The following is a 24,896-nucleotide window of genomic DNA, read 5'->3' as shown; positions in this document are numbered from 1 at the left end:
TAAGTCCATGCTTAATGCCTTTGTCAATATTTTTAAAATTCCTGAACTAAGATCTAGAATCCTATTTACTTTGGGAGTTATCATAATTATAAGGCTTGGTTCAGCTATACCTTGTCCAGGGGTCAATCCTAATGTCCTAGGAGAATTTTTCCGGACCGTTGTTGACCAACAAGCTCAGGGTTCGGTGGTGGGGATGCTGAATCTTTTCAGTGGTGGAGCACTTGAAAATTGTGCCATTTTTTCTTTAAGTGTCATGCCTTATATAAGTGCAAGCATTATGATGCAACTGTTGACTACCGTTGTTCCGACTCTTGGCAAGCTTGCAAGAGAAGAAGGGGGTAGGCAGAAATTAACCCAATATTCCAGGCTTTTAACCGTTCTACTATGTCTTTTCCAAGGATATTTACTTGCCATAGGTTTTGAAAATCCTGAAAGTATACCTTTGCTTCATGGGATACACGGGATAATAGAAAAACTGGGGAGTCCACTGGTTCCTGAACCGGGTTGGAGCTTTAGACTTATAACTATGATCAGTTTGACCACAGGGACGTTATTGCTCATGTGGCTAGGGGAACAAATATCCGACAAAGGAATTGGTAATGGGGTTTCTTTGATTATCACCATAGGGATTCTGGCCAGATTGCCTGCAGGACTGGTTCAAGGATGGTCAAAACTGATATCCCCCTCAAGCATCACCGCATCAAGTCCCTTTTTAATTGCCCTACTTCTCCTCTTTTTGTTTGGTGTCATTGCGGCAACGGTGGCAATGACTCAGGCTATGCGAAAAATCACTATTCATTATGCTAAGCAGGTACGAGGGAATAGGGTCTATGGCGGACAGACTTCTTTTTTGCCTCTGAAAGTGAATTATGCAGGGGTGATGCCTATCATTTTTGCTCAAGCCATTCTGTTATTCCCCTCGACTATAATAGGATTTGTAGTCCCCAATTCTGCCGTTGCCGCCAGGATTGCTAATTCTTTATCTGCTGGAGGCCTCTATTATGCCCTTTCAGTGGTGTTGATTTTCTTCTTTTCTTATTTTTGGGTGGCGACCCAATTCAATCCTGTTCAGATTGCTGATGATTTAAAAAAACATGGTGGCTTTATTCCTGGAATTAGACCGGGAGCGCCAACCGCTGAGTTCCTTGATTACTCGATGACAAGATTGACCTTAGCGGGAGCTATTTTTTTATCTATTTTAGCTGTCTTACCTATGGTAGTTCAAACTCTTCTGGGCATTCCTGCTATCACAGCACAATTTTTTGGCGGGACAAGTTTGCTCATTGTTGTGGGAGTAATATTGGATACAATGCGACAAGCAGAAACCTATTTACTTCAAAGAAATTACGATGGTTTTCTTAGAAAGAAAAAGGTTGGGAAAGTGGCTGGAAGCCCAGTGGTGGCAAATGTTACAAAAGAAGGAACGTTGGTGTGGATTTATACTTTTATTGGTATTCTTGTAATTGCTGGCATCACTGTGTCTCTGTTTAAAAAGTAGTGGTTGGGAGTGAGTTTTTGAAAATATTCTTTCTCATAATCTTACCAAGGATAACAAAAGCAATAAGAGTTATAAAAGAATATACTACACTTAATATATAAACGGCTTTGCAGTCTTTTGTTTTTACCTCTACTGTTGCGGTCATCCAAGGGCCAATATTAGAAGTATCGAATTTTTGATTGTCATCGAAAAGGATTTTGACTGGGATTCGTTGCGTAGTTTTCACATAATTAAGGGAAAGATCTTCCAAAGGATAAGGGCTAAAAGCTCCTTTGGTCCCTCTTTGTACACTATCAACATGAGCTCTGAACCATTTCTTAGGATAGGCGTCGATTCTGACTTTGGCCAGTTGCCCAGGACGAATGTTCTCTAATTGGTTCTCCTTAAAATTACCAATGATCCAGTAGTAGTTTCCAGAAATAATGGACAAAAGATACTGGCCCTCCCTTACATATTCTCCTTCTTCAATACTTCGGGCTGTGATTTTTCCTTCTATTGGGCTATAGATATTGGTATAACCCAGTGAGAGGCTCTCTAGTCGCAAAATAGAACGAGTAATTACGTTAGTGGCTAAGGCTAGATCGTAATTGAAAGCACTTAACGCATTGATCACGCTTAGTTGGCGGATTCTTAACCATTCAGTTTGAGCAAGTTTTCTTATGGCATCGGCCACAGCTACTCTGGACATATAATCTCTACTATCAATTTTTACTAAAAGTTCGCCTTTTTTTACCTCCCAATTATCCTGAACAAGGAGTGTTTCAATGTAACCAGAAACCTTAGTGGCAATGCGAAGAACATGGGCTGCTATATACGCATCCTTCGTTTTTTGATAACACCCCCTCTCCAAGAAATATTTCCAAAAAATGAATACTATCCCTTCTAAAAGAATGAAAGCCATGAGAATGAACAATGGATATTTTTTTGTTAATTTCATAAGTAAGTAATTGCTTACTGTACTATCAAACGACTCATTAACTAAAATTCGTTTTTGTTATCATTTAAAGCCAAAAATGGATCTTTTCTTTTGCTTGAGGAATTTTCTAGAAATGAAATTTTATGGGCTGTTCTTCTAGGGATCTTTCCTGGCTCTTTTGCTTCAGAAAGATTATCTTCCTTTGGAAAACTCAAAACCAATTCCCGTGATAATTCTTCTTCAGCCTGTCGTAATTTGTAATCGCGCATCATAGTGGTCATGGTAGTTACTCCTGCTATAGCTAGATCAATAGGAGTAATGGCTGGAATGAAACGATTAGAGGTTCTTGTTGCTTGTGTAGTTAAAAGTGTGATCCCCGAATGGGTAGAGACAAGATTAAGCTTTGCCCCAACCCGCCATGCTGCCCATACGATAGAATAGAATCCTTCATAGGTCGTGACTTCCCCATAAATTAGACTGTCTACTGATAGCCATCTGCCTAGTGTTTTTGGAGGAACCCTAAGTAGATCCTTCATAGTGGATAGACCATGAGATTTTAAAATCGTGTCTGTTTGGCCAATGTTAAGGATGTCAAAATCCCTTTGTGCAAGATAGCACGCAATTGCTTTGCGTATTCTATTTCCTACTGTCCATCTCCAATTTTGCTTTTGTTCCTTTGTTTTTGGGAAAAGTGGTATGTGATTTATCAGTAAGTTGCCTCCGGTTGCTTGATCTGAAAAAGGAAGGATAGCAATTGTACCGCACTTTTTACTGGAATAACTGGGATGAACAATTACCTCAGGTTTTTGAATGTCCATTTCAATTAACCGATCAAACATGGTTTTTTTTCCATGTTGTTTTTCAGCAATTTCGGGCAGGAAAAAACTTTGTTGAGAGACAGAATTGAGAAGGTTTGGTGGCAAGGCTAGTTCCTTCTTGTTATGGTCCCCCCTTGCTTCTTCTATTGGTGCTAGGGCGAAATCTGCTTTTCTAATTTGTTCTTTTTCTTTTATTTCATTTTTAGTTTCTTTTTCTTTTCTGAATAAATGAGCAGAAAAGGTAGGATGATTAAAGGCTATAACATCATTCTGTGGAATATTTCCAACAGAATGTCTCATAATGGGTTGCTGCTCATTTTTTTTATTGGCCAACAATTGACTTTGGAAATTTAGAGAATGGTTGAGAGATTCTTTTTTCTTTATTTTTGCTTTAGGTTGATTTTCAGAAAGCTTTGTTTTTTCCGTTTGAGGAAAATAGGGCAATGGCCTTCTAGTTGGAATTCTTAAAACAATTTCTCTTGAAATATCTTCTTCTGCTCTTCTCAAGACCACATCTCTTAAATAGGTCCCATTGGCAATCATATTTATAGCTAAATCAGTTGGGTTCAATCCAAAATCAAATCCCACTTGGTTTCTAGAGGCTGAAGAATAAAAGAGCTGATCACCCGTTTTTGTTGAGATCATTTGTACATCTGTAGCAATACTGTAACCACAAATAATTCCCGCATAATAACTTTCATAATTTTTGACTATTCCGTATATCACTGCATCTGCATTAAGCCATGCGCCTAAAACTTCAGGAGATATCTTCGAAAGATCTGTGCTATTTTTGATTCCATGTTCTTTTAATACCGTATCGACCTTTTCTAACTTAATGGGATAATATTCTCTTTGAGCCAGATTGCCGTAGATTAGTTTTCTAACTCTTTGCGCTCTTGTCCACCGATATTGTTCTTTCCATTGAGGATTTCGATTAGTCAGGGCAACTTTGTCTAAATAAAAATTCCCACTATCTTTGTTGACAAAAGGTAGAACAGCAATCGATTTGGGAGGAAGTTCGTAAAATAAGCTACTTGTTCTGCTTTTTATACGTCCAGGATCTATATCGACAACATGATCGTAAAGAGTTTTTCTCCCATGATTGGAAATGGATGGTTCTTTTAAAAAAAGTTTTTGTTCTTCAGGAGGAGTTCGAATACCAGAGCATCCAAAAAGAAGAAAAAAAACAGCAAGGATGCAAATGGAATTGCGCATAGTTGGAAAAGTCGAATAATTTTGACATTAACTTATTGAAAAGCAAGAACAAAGAACAAATGGCTCTTGCTAGCGCAATTCAAAATACTACTTAAAGAAAAAAGACTTTAACGTTTAATTGTAAAAGGCACTAGTTTTTTAAACAAACTGGAAAAATTGTGTCTTTCTAATTCCTTTTTCAATTTCTCTTGATCGGTTACCCAATTGAGCATAACCACTCTTCTTTCTCCTTCAAATGGCAAATGGCCATGATACGAATTATCGGATCTTTTGAAGATAATCAGAGATCCCCAATCTGGAGGCACTTCAGCTGCAAAATCATTGATATTTTTACTTCTTAAAAGGCGTAATCTCCCTCCTTGAGGTTCCCATTCCTCATTCAAATAAATAAGTAGCGTCACGAGTTTCCATTCAGAATCCGTATGGATATTGCCATCTCTGTCTTTTGAACACCAACCTCGTACTGTTGTTAAAATGGGTCTATTTTGAAGGTCTATTCTAAATTTTTCTTGAATGATTTCAGTGAGTTGCGGGCTTTCCAGTTCTTCTATAAACGAAGCAAAGGCGGGACCATAATTTAACTCAGAGAGAGGGAAAACACCAGGTTTTTGGATTTTCGGAAAATCTGAAAGCAAAGCTGCTTTGATCTCGGTATTAACGAACCCTTTGACGATAATATATTCAAAAGGATCCATAATCACTGGTGCCGACGATAGCTTTTCTAATAGAAGGTATTTCATAGGCTGCATTTTCCTTGTTTCTTTTAAAGTTAAATTTTTTACCTAATTAATGCTTCATTCTTTTTCGAAATTTTTTTAAAGTTTAAGATATTTGTTTGTAGTCTAAAAGCTTAAAATATAGTTTATGGATAAAATTGGAGCTGTGGCCGAGTGGCTGAAGGCAGCGGTTTGCTAAACCGTTAAGGGACCAAAATCCCTTCGAGGGTTCGAATCCCTCCGGCTCCGATTTTCCTCTGGTAGGAGACCAAATCTTAGCCAAGTATCCTCATTCTATATTGAATCACGGGATTTTTCCTCTGGAAGGCATTGCGTAGACGTTAACACACGTGTGCATAAATGCACAACAAAGTTGACGACAAACCAACGACACTGGGAATGGGGAGGGCTGGCTAGCCGAAGCGGGGCAAGGTGCCCCAAAGCTGCCGATTGGAGGATGTCCAGGCAGAGCTCTCCTCACCCGTGCCAGGAGAGTGGGGTGCTCGAATTTCGGTGCGGGTCTTGTCTTTGGTTTGCGTCCGATCTAGGGGTGGCCGGCGTTTGCTGTGACAAACTTGGTTTGTAGGACGATCCGCCTTAGGCAGACGCGCGCGGGTGGGATGCTCCCTATCTCTCTCCCGCCTCTTAATAAGCGCATCCCGTCTTGTCTTTTTCCAAAAAGTTTTTCCACCCCGGCTGGTGCCACTGGACCATTGAAAACCGGCAGCACGTTCATATCCCGGAAAACCAAAATGGCGACACGGCCTTGTTGTTTTTTTTGAGGGAAATTTTCTTGCCACAAGACCCCTCTTGAGATAGTGATATGTCAAGATAGGGCAAGATAGCCCCCAGAACCCCAACGTAGCGAGACATTGAAAAACCGCCTTGATAATCAAGAACTAAGATGCTCCCGATCAACAGCGAGCCGCTTCCTTCGGGGTCTCCGGCTTCTTATGGCATGCCTTTCTTTGGCTGGATGCGTTTCTACTACTTTACCCCCTATTCCAGTTCAATGGCTGTACACCCAGGCAGCCGGCAAGGGCCTTTGTTGAGTTAGTGGGGGGGATACCAGTGTATTACTCGGAACCGGACCGCCCTTATCGAGTCCTGGGAGTTCTTCATGTAGGCAAGCTAGGCCCGCGTCCTTTGGCCCATTCAAGACTTACCGGTCAATGGATGCATGAAGTGTGGAAAGTCGGGGGTAACGCTGTGTGGCTCGTCTCTGAACGAACAAAAGTTGTGGGCTATACTTGGCATGGCTTGGCCAGCACGTACAGTTGGGGGGTATAGTTCCACAACCTAATCGTCCATCCATGCTTATCCCAACTATGCTACAAGCGGGGAGGTGTTGGTGCTCCGACTGCAAAAGTGAATGTAGGGATCGAAAAAAACTGCCTCTGCTCACCCCCAGAAGCCCACTTAACCAGCGAAGTCAGCCAGTCTGAGCAAAAATTGTCCCCGTTTGCAATGGTGAAAAAAACAGATGGAACTAATGACCGCTCCTTTGGCTTTGTGTCAGATGCTCAAAAGTGCTGGGCGTAGGGGCTTAGCTTGCGCCGTCGGCAGTGCACCCCGGCTAATAGGGCAACTGGCCGCATCCAACCTGAGAAGGAATTCAATCCACCCCACCTGCATCGCTCTGATAGGGCTAACCTCACCCTCGCACGACGCGACACAACCACCGGCCTGCGCCGACCAACAAAAACTGACCACTCCGACACTGGCTTCACGGACATCGCGGGACTTCAACAGACTTGACAAGACCCTTCCAGGGTACACTGGAAAGTGAACGGCTCCTGACCCCGCACATTAAGAGGTGGCTAGACCTCCCGCTTGGGTTGTACATTCGTATAAATCGGCCCTGTGGCGGGACTCTCGCATCCCAGAATCCGCCGAGCAGTCTCCTGACCCGCCCACCATTACAGCTTCTGAACCAGTCCGCTCACGCCGGCAGCAAAGAGGGTAAAAAGAATCCACCCTAGGGACTTATAGACCCAGAGATACCTTCGAAGATACCTCTCCATGGGCTTAGTCGCATCAGGAACCCAAAATTTCTTTTGTTCAAAATCAAGGAGGGGTATGAACGTCTCCAAGGCATACGCAAGAGGTTGAAACACGGCATGTGGGGGGTTTTTGCTCGGATCTGCCGGTACGATTAAGCCCCTCCTCCGGGCCCGTTGGAATAGAAAAGTGCTTGTGCTGACCGAGCCCAAAATCCACCAAAGCGACTGCCATGGACGGTAGCCGTACCCGATAGTCCATCGGGATATCACCTGCCGCACCTTCCCAAAAAAGCTTAACCAGCCGTACTGTGTAAAATCATCCCCTTTGGCAAGCATTACCTCAATGGCATCTTTTTCACGTGCCATCTGACGAAAGACCTTCGCAAGCTGGTCGTAAGGTTGGGTGCGGAACCTGGGTAGCTGCCGGCGGACCCACTGGAGCCTTACTTTCACGTTGGGGACAAGATCGCCGCCAAAGCCGTGATACTCGAGTCCATCGAGCCAGAGCTGGCCTGGCTTCGGCCAGCTCGCAACATCGTCGTCGATAAGCGTAGACTCCCGCCAATCTTGGCCCCTAAGAGCCATATAGACCCCTTAAACGTCCCATTCGAAAAGGAGACATTGCCTTGCACGGCCATCTTGCTTGCTTGCAATGCAATCGAGGTAGGGTTTTCTACGTGGGCATCTTCGAAGAGTAGTACAGATCCGATGTTGGCACCATCAAGCGCAACAACTCCCTCGGCACGAAAGCCTCTAGTAAAGAAAGCGCCCCGCTTGATTGTGGCTCCATCGGCGTTGAGAGCTAGTCCTCCGGGGTTCTCCAGTTGGGCTCCTATACATATCAATGCGCCATCGATTCGGGCTCCGAACAACGATACCATGCCCTGGGTTCGAAACGCGTCAGCAAAATCGACATCCCCTTGCACGATCATTCCGTTCCCAACAAATGCAGCATCGTTTGGGTTTGATATCTCAGCTCACATGCAAAGTAGATTTCCCTGGATATTGGCTCCCATTAGCGACTCACATCCCCATCCGCGAAGCCACCGCAGGTCCACGTTTCCTGTAATGCTAGCTCCGGGAGCCAGAAGGATGTAGCCACTCGGGTTTTCGAACCGGGCACCGGAGCAATTTAAGTCTCCTCTGATCGTCGCGCTACGGAGCTGAAGCTCGCCGAGATAGGTGGCTCCGGAAAGGACAAGGTCGCCCTCGAGCACAGTCCAGTTTGCCCAGAGCCCTCGAACATAGGATCCAGAAAAGTCCATCGTTTTTGCCCGTGCCCTGGTGAGGATGATTCCCTCAGGAAGTGCAAAGTGGCGTAACGCAAGTGGATACAGAACCTCAGCTCCTTCACACTCAATGGAGCCGGCAATCTTTGCGCCCCGGACGCAAATCCCTTTTGGAGAAACATATCGAGCTACAGTCCGGTCCGTGCAGAGCCAACAAAGTAGCCGTCCTCGGATCATACGCTCAGGCCCCCACCGGGACCATTGCTGCGGATCGTTTTCGCTGGCGTCGGCCGATGAGAAGTCTGCCTCCTTACCTTGTTCGACACATTGAAGGAGTTTCCGCTCAGCAAGGGTCAAGCCCTGCTGGAGTTCGCTAGGGAGCAGTTGCTTGAAGTGTGTCGGGGCCACAGCGGCCGCCGTCGCGGGAACAGAAACGCCACCGGCAAGATAGACGGCCAAGGCAAGGCTTCGAACAGAGGTCACCTTGAGCTTGTGGGCTTCTTTGTAGCAGCGATTGCCCCGGAAAGGCAACGTTTAAAGAACCGAAAACCAGTTCTGTAATACGCGGGACGTGACCATCCACGGTGTGTCACGCAGATGCGGAGTTGCGCAAGGGTTTTGGGGACAAGCCGATCGGCAGGTGCTTACGGTCACTTTTTCCTTAAGCCGTGTTTATGGATTGGTGACGAGCACGTCTTCATTGACCACGGGTTGGGCTTGGATTCCGGCTGGATCGGCGATGACCATGTCTGAACCTTCCACGATCCCAACGACGAGGACGACAAAGACGAGTGATCCTCGTGTGACTTTCTGCTAGCCTTGAGGGGGTGGGCGTGGGAGCCACGAACTAAACCGCGCGGCTCTCCTGCACAGATCTCCCGGGTGATCTCGAAGTCTTTCGGGGAAAGACGCTACGACGCTAAGCTCGGCTATCGGTTGTTTAATCTTGACACAGGGGGAGCCAGCGTACTAACTTGCCCTGAGTGGGGAATTGTTTACCTGGAGGCTGCATGTACCGGACCTTCGAAATAAGGAACTTTCGGTGCTTCAAGGCTACCAAACTCACAGGCCTGGAGCGGATTAACTTATTTATAGGACGCAATGGAGTAGGTAAGACGGCCCTTCTTGAGGCCATCTTTCTGCACTCCGGTGCCTATAACGCGGAGCTAGGCGTGCGGGTCAACGCCTTTCGCGGAGTGGAGGTCAAGGTTGAGTTTAGTCCCCGGGCGGAAGTACCTTGGCGATGGCTTTTTTTCGACTGCAATCTTTCCCAGAAGATTGAGCTGATCGCGACCGATGAGAAGGAGCAGACACACATTGTGCAGGTTCAAGAGCCGCAGAAGCCGGAGCTGTCCCTTTTTCCGATATCATGGCAGACGCAGTCACGACCTGGTTCCCTTGCAGTGGCAAGCGACGTGCACGCGCTTGAGTTTCGATATAAGCAATCAGGCAAGGAGGATAAGGTATCCTATTTTGTGGTTACGCCAGCGGGTGTCTCCGTTCAGCCGACCCCACTACCCTCACCGCCGTTCCCAGGGATATTCATCGGTGCCAGGAACCGCGTCCCTGTAGCCGAAGACGTTCAGCGGTTTTCACGGCTTGTCCTAGATAAAAGGGAAGTTGACCTCTTAAAAGCGCTACAAATCATCGAGCCGCGTCTTAAAGATGTCCGGATAGGCCTCTTAGGCGATTCGCTTGCCATTTTTGCCGACATCGGGGCGGCGCATTGGCTCCCGCTGACGATGATAAGCGACGGTGCTGCACGCTTGGCGAGCATAGTCCTTGCAATTGTGGACGCCTCCGGAGGGGTGGTATTGATAGACGAAATTGAAAACGGCATACATTACTCCGCTTTAAAAAAGATGTGGCGAACCATAAAGAAAGCCGCTGTTCTGTTTGACGTCCAAGTCTTTGCGACTACCCACAGCTGGGAGTGTGTGACGTCCGCGCATGAGGCGTTTTCGTCGAAAGAATCCTCGCCGGAAGAGGGGCAATACGATTTTGCGGTTCACAAACTGGGTCGCCGTGACGGGGATATCGTTGCTGCTGTTTTGGGCCGCGAAGCTTTAGCGGCGGCAATAGAGACGAATCTTGAGGTTCGCAATGGCGACGTCGGAGCTGATGGAGAAGTGTAGAGCTCAAATCTCTCAACCCAACTTGCTTCTTGTAGAAGGAGAGGACGATAAGCGTTTTTTTTCTGCGTTGGTGAGGCAACTGGAACTGCAGAGAATCCAGATCATTCCCCTTAATGGGCGCAACAATTTGGGTGGTACCCTTCAGTTAATCAGGGGCGAATCTAGCGTTCGATTCGATCTGGAGACCTTGGGCATCATTGTGGACGCAGACAAGAACGCTTCAGCCAGATTTCAAAGCGTGAGAGACACTTTGATAAGGGTAGGTTGGGAAGCTCCACAGCAGCCCGGTGTCTGGACAGAGGGAGGCCGGCCACGGACGGGCGTGTTCGTACTACCCGACTGCTCTGAGCAGGGTGAACTGGAGGATCTTTGCATCCGTGCGGTGGCCGAGCATGAGAAGGCAGCGTTAGAATGTGTTGACCAGTACCTCGATTGCCTGCGAAAAAAGAACGTTCAGTTATCTTCAAAATTGGGAAAAGTTAAGCTCCAGGTTTTTTTGGCGTCCCGGCAGAAGCCTGGGCTTCGGCTCGGGGAGGCTGCCGAGGCGAGCGAGATCCGGCTGGATTCGGAAGCGTTTGAAAAGGTTAGGAGCTTTCTGCTGGAAATACGTTAATACGTCTACCCCCAAGGTCGTGACTCTTGACTTTTCGGGATGGTAGGATCTCGATTGGTCCCTTTGTTGTCGCCTTGACTGTTTTGCTTGGGGCTACTCTTAAAAGGGTTAAAGGCAGCTCGCCTATCAACCGGTTTTCGAGGCAGGCAGGCCAAGCTCTCTTTTCCCACCTAAGAGACCCTAGCCCACTTGCTCACCGTCCAAAGACGTTCGAGGCAGACATCGGAGGCGCCAAACACCGCGGGGTCACTGCTGGAAAGCGAGCAGGCCGTCAGATCTTTTCCGCCCTCCAAAATCAGTTCCTTGGAGCCTTGGAAACCGAAAAAAAGAACCTCCAAAACCCCCTAGATCGTGACACATTGAAAAAAGGACCATTGATAATCAATAACTTACGAAATTTTCACCAAACATGGGTTAACGCATTCCAAAAAGATCCTCCCATCTTTGGGCAAACTCTCTGCCCAGTCCGTCAAGATCGGGAAAGATTAGGAAGTCCGTTACACCAACCCAGCGCAGTTCCCAGCGGATCTTTTTCACAGCTTCGCCGGCGATCGGGATTGCCTGAAGGATCGGGCTTTCCCCTTCTTCTCCCTCCACCTTCCGTATGAGCTACTCCCGGTCGGTCCCGAAAATCATCGGTTGCCATCCTTGGCCCGCCATCCTGTGGCTCACATGGAAGGGAAGAAGAAAAATCGCGCCTTAGGGATTTCAAAGTCTTTTCGATCTGCTTCCGGCGCCGGCAGCCAAGCGTTCTCCCACTTGTGGCGATCCTCCTGCTCATCCCACTGCTTGCAGCAGGCTTCCTTCCAGCGCTTTTCGATTTGATCGTGCTCATCCTCAAGCAAGTCCGTTGCCTTTTTTAGGTTTCATACGTAAACAAAGGCGTTCTGGCCGTCGGAGCCTGCTCCTGGACCGCGGACAGCGAAGTGTAAGGCAACGAGCGCAGAGTCCGTCCAGTCTAGGATTCGCGTGGGAGCGCCGTGCTGCTGCATGAGAAGATAGGCGTCCCATTCCCACTCCTCCGCGTCGCAGTAGTGAGGTCGCACAGGTAAGACGCGACTGCAGAACTCCTCATAGATGCGGTTTTCTTCCTTAAGGACTTCCTCAAATCGGTGAGCATTAGGATGTCTCCAGGCCTTCGGCATGAGCCGGGTGGGGTATTCCTTGTCTTCGCCACGGAACCAAAGCTCATCCTCCTCCTTTAGGGCCCAGGAGGAGCGGGTCTCTTCAAGTACCTCCAGGAACTCGGGGTAAGCTTGTCACGGGGTCTCGGTGCGCCTTCATGGCCTTGCCTGGAAGTCTCCTAAGAATCCTGGCCTATCCTTTTTCCCTCTAAGGGAGGGGTGCACAAGAAGCGACTTTCTTTTGGCCGCAGGATCTATTGCGAGGGAAAAGGAGCTCCAACATACTGGTAGCCCAGTTGGAGGATATCACGGGTGTCTTCCTCGCGGTAGCCCCATGGGTCCAGCACTGCACGGCCTCCGGGTAAGTTTGGATGTTTCCCCTGGCCAACCCTGCTCTCCTGCCATGTCCACCACAGCCGGTCAAGATTGGCCTGATGCATCCAAAAAATCGGGTGCACAGGCGCTGTGGGGATCTGGGCCATGATTCCGTCAACCCATAGGTGCACAAGGTTGCGGGCGATCTCTGGAGAGCGGGTAAGCTCCGTGTAGGCGCTATGCTGCAAGACTGTAGGGATTGTCTGGGCGATCGCGTTAAGCTCCTTAGGATCCCCCGGCGCAACCCACATTGGGATTTCAGCTTGGAGCGGAGTCTTAACCGGATCGGTGAACCCGCTTACCCAGTGCGGTAAATCCTGTTGGCTCGTACTTTTCCAATCCCAGTAGGGGATAGCAAGGCTTGGGTCTAGGTCTTGCAAAGCCTTTTCAAAAAGAAAGAGGTAGATCCGGTGCCATGGAAGAAAGCGCTCTCTGCCGAGCTTGACCGCTTGGGTCCCCCGACGCTGGCATCGTGTGCATGTGGTGCGTGATTTCGGCGTGGATGTCCACAAAGCGGCCAAGCACGCCTTGCCAAGAAAGCGTGCGGTAGGCGCAAAGAAAGCGTTCCTGCTCCCTTGGGCTAAGGGCCGCTTGAGACCTCCGTTGGATGAGCCATCCCCGTCTGGCATACCCCGCGAATACGCCGGAAAGCTCTCCCCGGGGATTTCTGCCTCTGCCAGAAGGTGCGCAAACCCGTGCGCGGGCTAATGCCTCAAAGGCAAGAAAAGAAACCACAAGCTTTTTTGGGGGGAGAGGTAACATCAAAAGCTCTGGAAATTCGCGCAAGGCGGTGTATCCGCCCTTCTAAGAGGAAAATGTTGAGAGAAGAAAGGAGGAGGTACACTGCCATGAAGATCAAAAATAGTGTTCATAGATCTTCCTCCAGAAACCATTGGTATGCTGCACACACCCGAATGGTGTCAGCTGACACCTGAATTGCTTGGTCTCGCGTCAGCACAATCAGAATCCGCTTGGCGCGAGGATGGGTGCGAGCCGCTGCGTCGAGTGCACGCAATTCGCGTTCGAGAACCTCTGGCTGGGTCGGGTCCGCGCATACCTGGATGAGTAGTTCCCTCTTGCTGGGGGCGCGCGCGAGAAAATCTACCTCGAATCCTTCATCAGTCTTCACGTAGCCCACCTTCGTCCCTCGTGAGACTAGGGCGTTCAGCACCGCTGTTTCCAAGGGACGCCCCAGGTTAGCGCGACCGCTCGTATCGAACGCATGAATCAGCCCTGGGTCAGCAGGATAGATTTTGCGCGGATTGGCATTACGCTGCCGTTCATAGTCCGTAGCCAGCGGCACGAGCGTCAGCAAAAAGGCATCCACCAGGTATCCGAGAAGGGCGTGTACCGTGTCTTTGGAAACGGCATATCCCTGGGATTTGAGATCGCGGTAGATAGCGTGCGCACTGAGGAGCGCGGCAGGGTTGCGCAGACAAGTCCGAGTAATCGAGCGAAGGGCAGCGATCTGGCTCACCTGGTAGCGCTCGACCACATCGCGCAGAAGCAGCGTGTCCACATAACTCTGGAGCAATTGAATGCGCAGGCGCATATCCAGCCCCTGAGCCTCGGGGAAACCACCAACCTGCAGATATTCGAGCAAGCGCTTCTCGATGAGCGAGCGCTCGGCCGCACTCAGTCGGGCGACGGGTTTGGTCGGCTCCTCATTCCGGTGACGAAGGAATTCGCGGAAGCTAAAGGGGCGTAGAACCGTCTCGAATCCGCGGCCACGCAAGGAAGTATGGACCTCGCGGGAGAGAAGACGAGCTGAGGAACCAGAGACAACCACCGCGGCCTTCTCCGTGTCCATCAAGCGGCGGATGAATCGCTCCCAGCCTGAAATCACCTGTATCTCATCGAAGAACCACCACACGAGCTCGCGGCCACGGAACTGTGGGAAGGTGCGGTAGTACTCTTCCAAGAGCGCATCGAGCTGCGAAAGCGGCAGGTCCGCCAGGCGATCGTCATCGAAGCTCACGTACACCGCCCGTTCTGGGGCAAGCGCTTGCTGCTGTTCCTGCTGCACTTGGCGCAAGAAGGTGGTTTTGCCGACCCGCCGCATGCCGAGCACTGCATGGACCTTGTTCTTGATGGCAGGAAGCCGCGTATCCCGCTGGGTGAGGCCTTCCAGAACCACCGGCTCGAACCCTGCGACGAGCTCTTCTTGAAGCACTGGGTGTAGTGCCATGAAGGCCATATTACTAAATTCGTGTCCTTATGACAAGGAGATAATGCGCGAGAATTGTCCTTGCCACAAGGAGACAGCCGGGCAGCGAGTGGTAAGTGGCAAATGGGAATGTTATGGGCAAATGGCAATGTGCCCAAATTCTAGGGAGCGTCAGCTGATGTTGTTCGTCATGTGTTCCACTTCATATGCCGGTGGGAACTTGATTCTGAACCAGGTAGGCACTACTGCTTTTGGTCAGTTCAATGGAGAAAACTTCTGGATCAATCAAGTCGGTCCAGTTGGCTTAGGTCATGTGGGAAAGGAAAACATATTCTTCTATGAACCTACTTTTGGAACGACTATGACTGTCGGTCGAATTGGGGAAGAGAATATTTGGCTGAACAATGGGAATGAATGGATGATTGGTGGATATGACGAAGATATGGATTCTTCATATTCAGAAGAGATAGATGACGATGACGACAACTAATCATACCTCTCCAGAGCTTCTGCTATGTTCAAGGAAAAATTCGCTCGGTTCATCCAACCGGTCAGAGGAAATCGACGTAGTGTGGCAGACCGGTAGGACTGGAGACGAGGAGGTGACTGAAGTGATCGAGCCAGTTCGAAAGATCGAGGAGCCTCCCGATGCACTCCACACCCCGCAGCGAGAGCTGGAGGACATGCTCCAGCGCGCGATACAGCTTTCGGGCGTCAGCGACCTGGAGGAGCTTGTGGCCCGGATCCCTCGGGTCAAGACCGAGCCCGTCAAGCCCGCGATCCGGTACGCGGTCGGAGCCAACAGCTAGCCAGGCCGATGCCCACCTGGGGCGAGATCCTCGCGGAGCTTCGCCAGTCAGCACAGGCGCGGGGAGGTGCGCCCGATTTCGACGGCGTCCGGCGCAAGTACTTGGCCGAGCTTCACGCACGCACTTGCCGCGACATCATCATCTACTACACGGACTGGCTCTCGGGGAATCAGATCCACACCTCTATCACCCTCGAGGACATCCAGGCTATAATGGAGGTCTGCAAGGACCTCAGGTCTGGAATGCTGGATCTTATCCTTCACACGCCGGCGGAAGTCCCGAGGCCGTGGATTCAGTCGTCCGGTACTTACGCAAGAGCTTTCAGCACATCCGCGCCTTTGTGCCAGTGGCTGCCATGTCGGCGGGGACGATGTGGGCCCTGGCAGCCAACGAGATTGTGATGGGCAAGCACTCCCAGCTCGGGCCCATCGATCCGCAGATCGCCGTCCCGGTGGCGGTAGGTCAGCATGTTGTGTACCGCTACGTCCCGGCCCGCGCCATCATCGAGCAGTTCGAGAAGGCCAAGGCCGAGTGCTTCGATCCCGCGCTCCTAGCCGCCTGGTTTCCCATCCTCCAGCAGTACGGCCCAGGCCTCTTAAGCCAGTGCGAAGACGCAGAGGTGTTGGCGAAGAGACTCACCAGAGAGTGGCTGACCAGGTGGATGCTGGCTGCCTGTGCGGAGACAGAGCGTGAGAGGAAGGCGGCGGAAATCGCCGATTTCTTCGGCGACTATACCCTGCACCGGTCTCACTCCCTCGGAATCGACCGCGACTCAGCCAGGGAGAAAGGTGTTATGGTCCTTAACCTCGAAGACGATCGGGAGCTCGAAGACGCCGTCCTCAGCGTGCACCATGCGACGATGCACACCTTCCAGGGTCCCGCCGTTAAGATCGTGGAAAACCACCTAGGTCGGGCCTACGTGAAGCTGGCTGTCCAGGTTCCGCAGGCCGTCCCCTCCCCGCCCCAACCGGCCGGTTCGGGGGCCTAAAGCAAGCGTGCAGCGAGTGGCTGGCTACCTTCTCGAGGGGCGATGGAAGATCTCCTGCCCCATGTTTGGTAGAAGTTTCGTAAGGTGTTGATTATCCATGCCTATTTTTTTTTCATGTGTCACGATGTGGCCGGTTTCGGAGCTATTTCTTCTTTTTCCAAGGCTCTAAGGAGCCGACTTAGAGGGCGGAAAGGATTGTGACGCGCCTGCTCCCTTTCCTGCAGTGACCCACGGTGTTTGGTGCCTCCGAGGTCTGCCTCGGCTTTCTTTGACCGGTTACATTGCTACGCGAGTTCGCCCGTACTCAGGTTCCGTCGTTGCCTCATTTCCTTCCAGGAGCTGCCTTTTTTCCAACGGAAGAGCTTCTTCTGCATGATGATGTAAAAAAAGACAAGATCGTAAGCAGACTCCTCCAGGACGCCGGCAGTAAGGTTACACAGTTTCTCCGCCGTGACGTCGAACGCGGGCACCCAGGTTGAGACAGCTGCTCCCCAGATGGGCGCCGATGCGGCGACAACAACCAGCCACAGTTTATCAATGGAGGACCGATTGAACCGGCTAGCGGCCCGAACTTTTTGCTTGGTTAGTCTTTGTAAGGCTCGTTTCCAGTCGAGCGATGCCCACATTGGGTATGGTTGTAGGCCGATACGGCGAACTGTCTCCTCCTCTTGGCGGCGCAGAGGACTGCCGCCGGTTTCTTTCTCTGCCGGGTGTAGAATCGTTACCTCGATCCCAATCCGTTTTCCTGCAATTTCTGCGACACAATCCGGAGATTCGCCCATGCTCATTCGGGTGGGGCGGCAGCCCAGGTAGTCAAAAAGGCAGCAGAGAATGCCTTCCTCTTGCTGCTTCTTCTGTCCACGCGCCTCCCCCTGGATCGGAGCTTCCTCCGTTGGCATCTTGTGTTTGACCCAGCTTAACAACAAAAACCCGCCCTGACCGGTTTGAGCTGCCTCTATGAGGAGCTCGCGAGCCTGTGGATCGTTCCAGAGGCGTTCGAGTAGAGGGACCAATGGGAAAATACGGGGCTTTATGTCTGGACGAAAAGAATAGGGGTGTCCTTTACACGCTTTGATCGCAGCCAGGCAAACCCGTCGTGGTTCTTTTTCTACAAGGGGTTTGGCCATTTTCGCCCAAAGGAATTCTCTTAGGCGGCGATCACCCTCGAGCTTTTCGGCATACAATTCCAGGACCCACAAGAGCTGATCCTTGAATTCATGCACAAATTCTGGGGAATCTGTAATAAGAGAGGACAGCCCGGCGAATAAAACGGGAGAGTAATAACCTGATAAGAGCGTTTCTAGCGCTCTTATGCCTTCCTCCTTTTTAGGCATGTGCACCTCCGCGAGCCGGAAAAGGGTCTCCTCCTGGAGGAAACTCCTTGGCGCGCCAGTAGGCAAAAAGAAACTCGATTTTGCCAAACTTTCCTTGGAACAATTGGTTCTTTACCTTTTCGATTGAGCCAACGAGGGGCTCGTAGAGCTCCTGACGAGCGGACTGGGGGTCGTTAAGCCACCCGTGGCTAAGGAGAAAGACGTGCTGGCAGTCTGAAAGCTTTCCTTTGTCGAACGGGCTCTCAAGGGCACCGGACTTGGTGAAGCGAACTTCTGCAATTCCAACGTTAGGCGTTTGCGCGATCATGCCGACCACAAGTTTCTAGAGGCTATCGACCGGCGAGTCGAGAATTTACCTTATGATCGGAATTCTTTTCCGCCCTCCAAGTTGGCCCTTTAGGGCCTTAGAAAAATGAGCATGGAAATTCAACGACTTACGAAACTTCCACGAAACATGGGCTAGCTGCCTTTGGCTCTTGCGGGCAAGAAGGGGAGTGCGCGCGAAGGTTGTGATGTCTACTGGCGGGCGGGCTGCGATGTTTTCAAACGGCGTTTTGTGCCCGAACTATGCGCCCCAGGCGCACCTGGAAAAGCCTTCGGTCGCCGTTCCACCTATCGGAAAGAAGAAGGGGCCCCCGTGCTTGAAGGGCGAGCCCAAATTTTGAGCATGGGCTAACACAGGTACTCAAGCGCCGCGGGGAACCAAAAGCACGCGTATAGAGTCGGCAGGGTGCGGTTTTCTAGACCAAAAGCCTTCGGAGGGAAAACAGCTCGTCGAGCGGCAAAAATTTTTTGGTGGGACCGTATTTGTCCTACCGGGTGGGATATGGTGAGGGCCGGATTTTTAACAAAGGAGCTGTATGGCTTGCCGGCGGAGGAACAGGTTGCTGGTAGGAAGGGCCCACTGGATCCGGTTGGCCGTGGCAGCCACAGAGAACGGACCCGACGGTTTGCCGGCGACGGTCATAGGGGCCTCTCCCGTGAGATGGGAAGAAGGGCCAAGGCCTTGGTGCCTTTTGGAGAGCTGGGGCCTCTTTATGGAGCCGCGGGGCATTGCCCTGAGATTTCCTGACAGGGCTCCAGGGGTGTTTCAGCGCCCGCAAGTGTCCCCTGCAGGCTTTCGCGGCCGCTTTTTTCTCCTTGACGGCTTTGACGAGCGGTGTTGGACGCAAGAAGCCTTGGTTAGCGAGCATGTGCCTCTGGAAAATCATACCGCGGTGGTGCGGCCGGCTTTGGTGGCATGCCTCGGTGTTTCTTCCGCACAACGATCCTTCTTGCCGGCAGGCAAAAACGTCGCTGGGCCTAAACCGGTCTTCCGGAAACTTCGTTGCAACTCAAGAAGGAGCAAGCTTTGGGGGCTGGGCCTGGGGGAGTTCCTCTCTCAAAACGGCGCGGACTTAAGGAGGAGCTGTTTCGGCTGGGCGTTGGCGCTTCTCCCAGGGCTCCTTCTTTGTCTGGCAGTGCTTTCTTTTGGCGGTTGTGTCGGGGTTGCAACACGGTTTACACCCTACTCGGGTTCGGCAGCTGTGCATCCGGAGAATCGAAGGGGAGCTTTTGTCGAGCAGGTGGAAGGAATCCCTGTCTACTACTACGAACCGGACCGTCCCTATCGGATCCTTGGGTTCTTCACGTGGCCAAGCGAGGCCCCCGTCCCTTGGCCCATTCAATACTTATTCATCAATGGATGGAGGAGGTGCAGAAACTTGGGGGAAACGCTGTATGGATCATAACCGAACAAAGGGAAGTTGCCGGCTACTCAGGGTTTGGCTCCACCCAAACCTATAATTGGGGAACGTTTAGATCCACTACCAAATCTTCCGTGGGCGTTTACCTTGTGTACATCCGGAGGGGAGAGGTGCTGGTGCTTCGGCTGGTAAAGTGTAGGTAAGAAGGGTGGCAAAAGGCTGATTACGAAAGGCATTTTTAGAGTGAGCTTTAAGAGGAACCGATCCAGGAGAAACTTAAGTACCGGCTTTTTGAAGGACATCATCCTGCCGGTCACAAAAGCCTCGAGCCTTCCCAAAGATAGAAACAGCGTAAAAGGCGATCAGATCTTCTGATTACTATTGACGAAAACATTGACTGGCTTAACTTATGAAAACTGAAAGGAGGTGTGGTAGACTGCTATGAAACTTTTTGCAAGCAAGCCGATACAGGATGAGTTTCTGGAGATTCGGCAGAAACTTTTTAATGATGACGTCCCTTCTCTTACGTGGGAACAATTAAACCAGCATACGGACGCGGAGCTTTGTCAAGAGCTGCTACAACGTAGATTGCCAGAGCCTCTGGCCTTCGATCTCGATAACGTCGAAGTCCAGGAGGGGCAGGTGGTCATTAAGTTTCGCGGCGCCGAGCTTTACTTGGATTGGGATACTGGCAAGTATTTTCCGATAAGCCATTTCGACAGGGTACCGCTGGTGGGCAAGCTAATGGGTCAAAAGATTGAGATTCCCCTAGCGCCATATGCGCAAGCGTTTCGCGGAGATCGCAATCTGTTTTTACAAACACTCAGGGATTATTTAAGGCTGCAGCAGATGCAGGTTCATCGGGCCATTGTTGAGCTCCGTCGGGAATTGGAGAGCAAAGTATCTTCTTGGATTCAAGAAAGGAGAAGCGAACTTGAAAGAGAACGCCGGATGACTGGTGAAGACGATTAAATCGCTGCCTCGTCTACAAAACGAAACTAACCGGCGAGGTCTTTCCAAGGATATAGTAAACTGTAGCCAGTATATCTGGATAGCTTTATTGGGAAAGCCAGGCCGCATGTGGGAGAGTGGAAAACGTGGGGATTTTGCCCTCTTTAGCCCTGGGCTTAAGGGGTGCTGGGTGCAATGTAGGATGCCGTTTCGAAGGAGGACCGGAGGGCTTAAGATGCAGGGTTTTCCTAGCCCGTGTTTGGTAAAAATAGCCTGAGTTTGATGGTGCTCCAGAAAAGAAGGCGATTTTTGTTAGTAAACAAGGACTTTAAGACAAGCGTTTTGGCCCAGGGCCGGGCAGTCTTTGTTTGGCACCGAGGGATCATGAGTACAGCCAATCCGGGCTCCGTCTAAGAGCCATGGGGAGGGGGCCTTCGGTGGAGCTCCAGGCGGCGGGGCGGCGGAATACTGGAGAGATCCTGGAGCATCTTCGTCAGGCGGAAGCTTTTGCTTACTGGCCCGTTTTCGGGGCAGGTAGGCCGAGCTAGGCTGGGCAAAAGAGGCAACAACCCAGCGAGTAAACGCCTTGGAGGGTGTCACTCGGAAGATGAACCGAAGCACGGTACTCCGTTTTCGGCCGGGCAAACCCTGCCGCGTGCGACCGGTGGATCTCCAAGACCGAGACAGTGTCGGCTTTGCTTGGGTCCGGCTGTTGCCAGAGAGGTTGGCACCGCAAAGCTCTACCGACTAGGGCCTCATGGAACGACGACGGAGGTTAGGTTAAGACGCACGGACCGGTTTGCTGCGCGGGTTTTTCGCCAGTTCTTGTGCATGGGAACGCTTTTCCCTTCCTCCGGACCTCGCAAAACTATTCCCTGCACCTTCTCCGCGAAACTCAGTCCCAGCCTCTGGGTACAGCCAGAGGGCGACCGCGGGTGCGGCAAAGCGTTGCCGCTTCCCTTCCCTGGCCGCAGCGTAGCCGTTAAGCGCTACAACGCTCTCTTCGGGAGAAGCTCCGTTTTTGGGGCCTCGGCGGACCCTTTGACGGACGGGCGGCGGCATTTTTGGTGAGATAAACTCCGCGAAAAAGGCCTTCTTTAGAGAACAGCGCGGGAATCCCCACCCTCTTTAGAGGGTCGGGATGAGAAGTTCGCAGGTCAACCACCTGCCGCAGGCTTGCTCTGCGCCAGAGTCTCGCAAGAGGCAGGCTACACTGCGAAAGTTGCCTAGAAGCCTGTCCCCTTTAGGGGACTGGGAGTGTCACCCAGCCTCGAGCCGTATTACAGGAAGCCAAGGGAAAAAGGATTCCGCCAAGCCGCACAAACAAGATGATCCACAAAAGCCTTCGCCGTCTTGGCCCAGGGGCCCTTTTCCTTGCAAAACCCTCCTTCTGTTTTTACCTTTGACTTGCGCATGATTACGCACCTTCGAATCTGCAATTTTCTAAGCTTTAAAGATCTCTGCGTTTCCCCTCGCATTCGGACAGTGTTGGTAGGTCCCAACATGTCGGGCAAAAGCAACCTCCTTAAAGCCATCCTCTTTCTTTCTTCCATGGCAAGCCGAGGTCTTTCTCAGTCGCTTTTGCAGTTTGGAGGAGAAGAATGCTTCTGAAAAGGGGAGAGCTTTTCCCGGGAGGCTTGCTTTGAGCTTGATTGGAGACTGGCGGAACCGCTTGAACAATCGGATAAGGGGGAAATATGCTACAGATATACCCTCCGGTTCCGATTGCAGGAATGGGACGCAACGATTCTTGAGGAACGCCTTCTCCTTCTTCAGGAGAACAAGGAACTAATACTTGCTTGCCGGTCAGAAGAAGGCGGATCCGCCTATCGGGTGGATGGGAGTCAGGCCTTTGCAATCCCAAAAGATCACAAGGGAAAATCCCTGCTCGAATATGAGGTGCCAAACTGGGAAGGGCTGACATTTAAACGCCTCCTAACACAAGGAATGTACTTATACCACCTAGACCCCCAGCTTATGCGGAATCCAACCCCCCTTGCTCCAAGCCCCTGGCTCAGCCCAAGGGGAGAGAACCTCACGCAATGGCTTTTCAACCTGCAGAACCGATATCCGCAAAGCTACGAAAGAATCTTAAAGGTCATCCAAGACCTTCTGCCTGTGGACCGAATCCTTTTTCCCCCAAGGCACCAGGTGGGGTTTTCGGCGCTGTCCCTCTTCGAGCGCGACTATAGCAGGCCTATTCCCATGGAGCACGTGGCTAACGGCGTCCTTTGCTTGTTGGCTTTTCTTTCGCTTCTCTTTGGTCCTTTGATGAATCCCCAGGATGCGGTCTTCCTTATCGAGGAACCTGAAAATCATCTCCACCCGGCCCTTTTGGAAGTCCTGGTGGAGCTCCTAACCCAAGAACAGAGAGCTAAGGAGCCGCGCTCCCCTCAGTTGTTCGCGACAACCCATTCCACAGAGCTATTGAATTTTCTGGAGCTCGAAGACGTCTTCCTCGTACGAAAAATGAACGGAGCTACGCAGCTAGAGCCAGCGGATTCCAAAGATAAAGCCAGGGAGCTTCTTTCTCGGCGTGAGCTTTCGGTTAGCGACCTTGTTTACTCAGGAGCTCTTGACGAGGATAGTTTGCCCGCAAGATGAGGAGCTCGGCTAGCCCTGGGGCAAACCATCGAGCCAATGTCTGGTATCGGAATCGTTGTTGAGGGCGATTATGACGAGGCAATCGTGCGCGCTCTTCCTTCCGACCTAAGAAATACGGTTCAAAATCGCATGGGTTCCCTTCCTTCAGTTCGTGTGGTGATCCCAGTCCGTGCCATCGAAGCGTGGCTGCTTGCACATCCAAAGGTTTGCCGATCGGACTACGAAAACCCAGAGGACGTTTTGAACCCTAAGGAGGAGCTTAAAAGGCGCTTGCGCAGCAAAGGCATTAATTACATACCAAAGATAGCTGAGATGCTAGCAGAAGGACTCGATGTTGAAAAGGTTTTAAACCGCTGCCAGTCCTTTAAGACGTTTAAAGACACACTTTTATAGGCGAAGCTATTGTCTAAAAAACCCGTACAGTGCTTTATTCTCGCCAGTATGTGGATGGGTAACAGCGCTCTAAATGAATGTGCGCAGAAGAAAGGGTATGTCAAAGCTTGTTATTGCTAGAAGTAAAAGCCGGCAGCAAGTGTTCTAGATGGACGCAAACGCGGCGGCGGTGTTTTATGGAAGGTACTTTGAGACGGTTGCATGCTTTTGCGAGGGATCAAGCTCAGGAGGCATCACTTTAGTGGTGGCGCTTTGCACCTGAAGCGCGTCCTTGCACACAACGTAAACCCACCAGCCGAACTCACCGTGGCGGTTTACCGCCCGCACCCAGCGCCCGGCTGCAACTTCTTTCTGGCGGTCCTGCTCCATCTCCAAGCCCTTGACCTCTAGGACGACCTTTATGTCCAACCCGTCTGCGCTCCGCCACCGGATTAGATAATCGGGGCCGGTATTCATGTTGGAAACCCTGCCATTCGTAGGGGATCGTAAAGTCCAGGTGATGGTTTCGGGCATAGGCAATGACCTCCGGCATCTGCTCAAGCTGGTAGGCTACGCTATGTTCCTATCCGGGTGCGTCGAGCACCACGTGGCTGATGTGGCTTTTGGTGGTGCCTACGCAAGGACGTAACGGTGCAGAAGAGGACCTCCGACGTCCTTGAGGTTGAGCCGGATCCGCCGGCGGACGTCGAAGCGGCAACCCTCCTGCGAGGGAAACGTCGGCCACGGAAACCCAATTCGACCCACCACCGTAAGATAAGCACCCCTTCCTAGGGGCTGCGGAAGTCCGTCGTCAGCAAGGGCCATTCGCTCTGATTCCCCAAGCCTGACAGAAACTCTTCTCGAACGGCACGCAGCCTTTTCATTACCGTGTCGTCATAATTGTTAAACCGTGCATATAAAACCACGTATGTGCCGTCATCGTCGGGATGCCGGCTAATCTCTAGAGACAAGACAGGATTCTGGAGTCTTGTACCGAGAAACAGAGCCAAATCCCGCGTCGCCTTAATTAAAGGCGGGTTCGTCATGATTTCGTCTATTATGCTGCGGAAGACAGGTTTCCGCCGTTTCATGGGTGTTCACTTTGATCCGTTGCAGTTCCATGATGAGCGGCGGCCGGGCGGAGCTGGATCCGTGAGGGGCATGAGTTCGACAGGACGGCCAGATCGATCAGCAGCCTCCCGCATACGATGTATGATCTTACCCCCACCACCGTTCTCCGTTCCGGTGAGGTCTGTGAGGAGCTCGCGCTTCTGGCTATCGGTATCGAGCTCCAGCTGCTCCTTGTAGTCAAGACTCCGGGATTGCGGAATCCGTTCCGCGATC

At 51.0% G+C, this 24,896-nt stretch carries 23 protein-coding genes, 1 tRNA gene and 1 pseudogene; 12 read left to right on the top strand and 13 right to left on the bottom strand.

Translation table 11 applies throughout. The annotated features are described in order from the left end of the window. Nucleotides 1–7: 7 nt before the first annotated feature. Complete coding sequence (gene secY, locus A7Q09_RS03225) at nucleotides 8–1,498, top strand: preprotein translocase subunit SecY (RefSeq protein WP_134389873.1); 1,491 nt, start codon at nucleotides 8–10, stop codon at nucleotides 1,496–1,498. Here secY and A7Q09_RS03220 read toward each other — a convergent pair. The 3 genes from A7Q09_RS03220 to A7Q09_RS03210 all read right to left on the bottom strand — a co-directional run bounded on the left by A7Q09_RS03220 (nucleotide 1,488) and on the right by A7Q09_RS03210 (nucleotide 5,187). Continuing rightward, nucleotides 1,488–2,435 carry an HlyD family secretion protein gene (locus A7Q09_RS03220; RefSeq protein ID WP_244228483.1) on the bottom strand — a complete coding sequence of 316 codons (948 nt, stop codon included), beginning with the start codon at nucleotides 2,433–2,435 and terminating at the stop codon, nucleotides 1,488–1,490. The genes secY and A7Q09_RS03220 overlap by 11 nt on opposite strands. 41 nt (nucleotides 2,436–2,476) lie before the next feature. Then, a complete protein-coding gene (locus A7Q09_RS03215; protein ID WP_134389872.1) occupies nucleotides 2,477–4,447 on the bottom strand; it encodes a GNA1162 family protein in 1,971 nt (656 codons plus the stop codon). Between the two features lie 107 nt (nucleotides 4,448–4,554). Next, a complete protein-coding gene (locus A7Q09_RS03210; protein ID WP_134389871.1) occupies nucleotides 4,555–5,187 on the bottom strand; it encodes a 2OG-Fe(II) oxygenase in 633 nt (210 codons plus the stop codon). A 136-nt stretch (nucleotides 5,188–5,323) separates the two neighbouring features. Between A7Q09_RS03210 and A7Q09_RS03205 the strand changes: the two genes are divergently transcribed. Continuing rightward, nucleotides 5,324–5,412: transfer RNA gene (locus A7Q09_RS03205), tRNA-Ser, on the top strand. 1,670 nt (nucleotides 5,413–7,082) lie between these two features. Here the strand turns inward: A7Q09_RS03205 and A7Q09_RS03200 are convergent. Continuing rightward, a complete protein-coding gene (locus A7Q09_RS03200) occupies nucleotides 7,083–7,532 on the bottom strand; it encodes a hypothetical protein (protein ID WP_134389870.1) in 450 nt (149 codons plus the stop codon). Between the two features lie 83 nt (nucleotides 7,533–7,615). Continuing rightward, complete coding sequence (locus A7Q09_RS03195; protein ID WP_208526668.1) at nucleotides 7,616–8,092, bottom strand: hypothetical protein; 477 nt, start codon at nucleotides 8,090–8,092, stop codon at nucleotides 7,616–7,618. Between the two features lie 874 nt (nucleotides 8,093–8,966). Between A7Q09_RS03195 and A7Q09_RS03190 the strand changes: the two genes are divergently transcribed. From A7Q09_RS03190 to A7Q09_RS03180, 3 genes are all read left to right on the top strand, one after another. Next, the gene (locus tag A7Q09_RS03190) at nucleotides 8,967–9,212 is read left to right on the top strand and encodes a hypothetical protein (RefSeq protein WP_134389868.1); all 246 of its coding nucleotides are present in this window, start codon (nucleotides 8,967–8,969) and stop codon (nucleotides 9,210–9,212) included. A gap of 193 nt (nucleotides 9,213–9,405) precedes the next feature. Next, nucleotides 9,406–10,530 carry an ATP/GTP-binding protein gene (locus A7Q09_RS03185; protein WP_134389867.1) on the top strand — a complete coding sequence of 375 codons (1,125 nt, stop codon included), beginning with the start codon at nucleotides 9,406–9,408 and terminating at the stop codon, nucleotides 10,528–10,530. Then, nucleotides 10,499–11,143, top strand: a complete 645-nt coding sequence (locus A7Q09_RS03180) for a DUF4435 domain-containing protein (protein ID WP_166791911.1) — start codon at nucleotides 10,499–10,501, stop codon at nucleotides 11,141–11,143. The genes A7Q09_RS03185 and A7Q09_RS03180 overlap by 32 nt, the downstream gene beginning before the upstream one ends. Nucleotides 11,144–11,811: 668 nt before the next feature. Here A7Q09_RS03180 and A7Q09_RS10415 read toward each other — a convergent pair. From A7Q09_RS10415 to A7Q09_RS03165, 4 genes are all read right to left on the bottom strand, one after another. Further along, on the bottom strand, nucleotides 11,812–11,988 hold the full coding sequence (locus A7Q09_RS10415) for a hypothetical protein (RefSeq protein ID WP_166791909.1): 177 nt from the start codon (nucleotides 11,986–11,988) through the stop codon (nucleotides 11,812–11,814). 21 nt (nucleotides 11,989–12,009) lie between these two features. Beyond that, entirely contained in the window at nucleotides 12,010–12,384 is a 375-nt protein-coding gene (locus tag A7Q09_RS11245) for an FRG domain-containing protein (protein WP_347877497.1), read from the bottom strand. 137 nt (nucleotides 12,385–12,521) lie between these two features. Continuing rightward, nucleotides 12,522–13,271 (bottom strand): tyrosinase family protein, encoded by a 750-nt coding sequence (locus A7Q09_RS11240; RefSeq protein WP_134389864.1) that lies wholly within the window; start codon nucleotides 13,269–13,271, stop codon nucleotides 12,522–12,524. Nucleotides 13,272–13,510: 239 nt separating this feature from the next. Next, nucleotides 13,511–14,839 carry an ATP-binding protein gene (locus A7Q09_RS03165; protein WP_134389863.1) on the bottom strand — a complete coding sequence of 443 codons (1,329 nt, stop codon included), beginning with the start codon at nucleotides 14,837–14,839 and terminating at the stop codon, nucleotides 13,511–13,513. A 34-nt stretch (nucleotides 14,840–14,873) separates the two neighbouring features. On the opposite strand from A7Q09_RS03165, the gene A7Q09_RS03160 reads away from it, so the two are divergent. From A7Q09_RS03160 to A7Q09_RS10405, 3 genes are all read left to right on the top strand, one after another. Next, a complete protein-coding gene (locus A7Q09_RS03160; RefSeq protein ID WP_208526666.1) occupies nucleotides 14,874–15,299 on the top strand; it encodes a hypothetical protein in 426 nt (141 codons plus the stop codon). Next, nucleotides 15,286–15,618, top strand: coding sequence for a hypothetical protein (locus A7Q09_RS10410; RefSeq protein ID WP_208526665.1), 333 nt, complete (start codon nucleotides 15,286–15,288; stop codon nucleotides 15,616–15,618). Before A7Q09_RS03160 ends, A7Q09_RS10410 begins: the two co-directional genes overlap by 14 nt. Before the next feature lie 286 nt (nucleotides 15,619–15,904). Continuing rightward, complete coding sequence (locus tag A7Q09_RS10405; protein WP_166791906.1) at nucleotides 15,905–16,606, top strand: hypothetical protein; 702 nt, start codon at nucleotides 15,905–15,907, stop codon at nucleotides 16,604–16,606. A 284-nt stretch (nucleotides 16,607–16,890) separates the two neighbouring features. Here A7Q09_RS10405 and A7Q09_RS03150 read toward each other — a convergent pair whose 3' ends face one another. Next, nucleotides 16,891–17,940, bottom strand: a complete 1,050-nt coding sequence (locus A7Q09_RS03150; protein ID WP_134389860.1) for a hypothetical protein — start codon at nucleotides 17,938–17,940, stop codon at nucleotides 16,891–16,893. After that, entirely contained in the window at nucleotides 17,933–18,256 is a 324-nt protein-coding gene (locus A7Q09_RS03145) for a hypothetical protein (RefSeq protein WP_166791905.1), read from the bottom strand. Before A7Q09_RS03145 ends, A7Q09_RS03150 begins: the two co-directional genes overlap by 8 nt. A 1,810-nt stretch (nucleotides 18,257–20,066) precedes the next feature. On the opposite strand from A7Q09_RS03145, the gene A7Q09_RS03140 reads away from it, so the two are divergent. Both A7Q09_RS03140 and A7Q09_RS11430 read left to right on the top strand, forming a co-directional pair. Then, on the top strand, nucleotides 20,067–20,597 hold the full coding sequence (locus A7Q09_RS03140) for a hypothetical protein (protein WP_134389858.1): 531 nt from the start codon (nucleotides 20,067–20,069) through the stop codon (nucleotides 20,595–20,597). Nucleotides 20,598–21,989: 1,392 nt separating this feature from the next. After that, nucleotides 21,990–22,187 (top strand): AAA family ATPase, encoded by a 198-nt coding sequence (locus A7Q09_RS11430; RefSeq protein WP_134389857.1) that lies wholly within the window; start codon nucleotides 21,990–21,992, stop codon nucleotides 22,185–22,187. Here A7Q09_RS11430 and A7Q09_RS10895 read toward each other — a convergent pair. Further along, the gene (locus A7Q09_RS10895) at nucleotides 22,102–22,500 is read right to left on the bottom strand and encodes a hypothetical protein (protein ID WP_244228485.1); all 399 of its coding nucleotides are present in this window, start codon (nucleotides 22,498–22,500) and stop codon (nucleotides 22,102–22,104) included. The genes A7Q09_RS11430 and A7Q09_RS10895 overlap by 86 nt on opposite strands. A 23-nt stretch (nucleotides 22,501–22,523) precedes the next feature. On the opposite strand from A7Q09_RS10895, the gene A7Q09_RS03130 reads away from it, so the two are divergent. After that, a complete protein-coding gene (locus tag A7Q09_RS03130; protein ID WP_347877496.1) occupies nucleotides 22,524–23,180 on the top strand; it encodes an AAA family ATPase in 657 nt (218 codons plus the stop codon). A gap of 36 nt (nucleotides 23,181–23,216) precedes the next feature. Continuing rightward, complete coding sequence (locus A7Q09_RS03125; protein WP_134389855.1) at nucleotides 23,217–23,573, top strand: DUF4276 family protein; 357 nt, start codon at nucleotides 23,217–23,219, stop codon at nucleotides 23,571–23,573. Nucleotides 23,574–23,747: 174 nt separating this feature from the next. On the opposite strand, the pseudogene A7Q09_RS11425 reads toward A7Q09_RS03125, so the two are convergent. Beyond that, nucleotides 23,748–24,226 (bottom strand): annotated as a pseudogene (locus A7Q09_RS11425) (hypothetical protein); the annotation flags it as partial. Nucleotides 24,227–24,896: the final 670 nt, after the last annotated feature.

Origin of the sequence: Methylacidiphilum sp. Yel, from assembly GCF_004421185.1 — a bacterium.
In the GTDB taxonomy this organism is placed as follows: Bacteria; Verrucomicrobiota; Verrucomicrobiia; order Methylacidiphilales; family Methylacidiphilaceae; genus Methylacidiphilum.
Note: the sequence above shows the minus strand (reverse complement) of the source record. Positions and strands in the feature narration are given on the sequence as shown.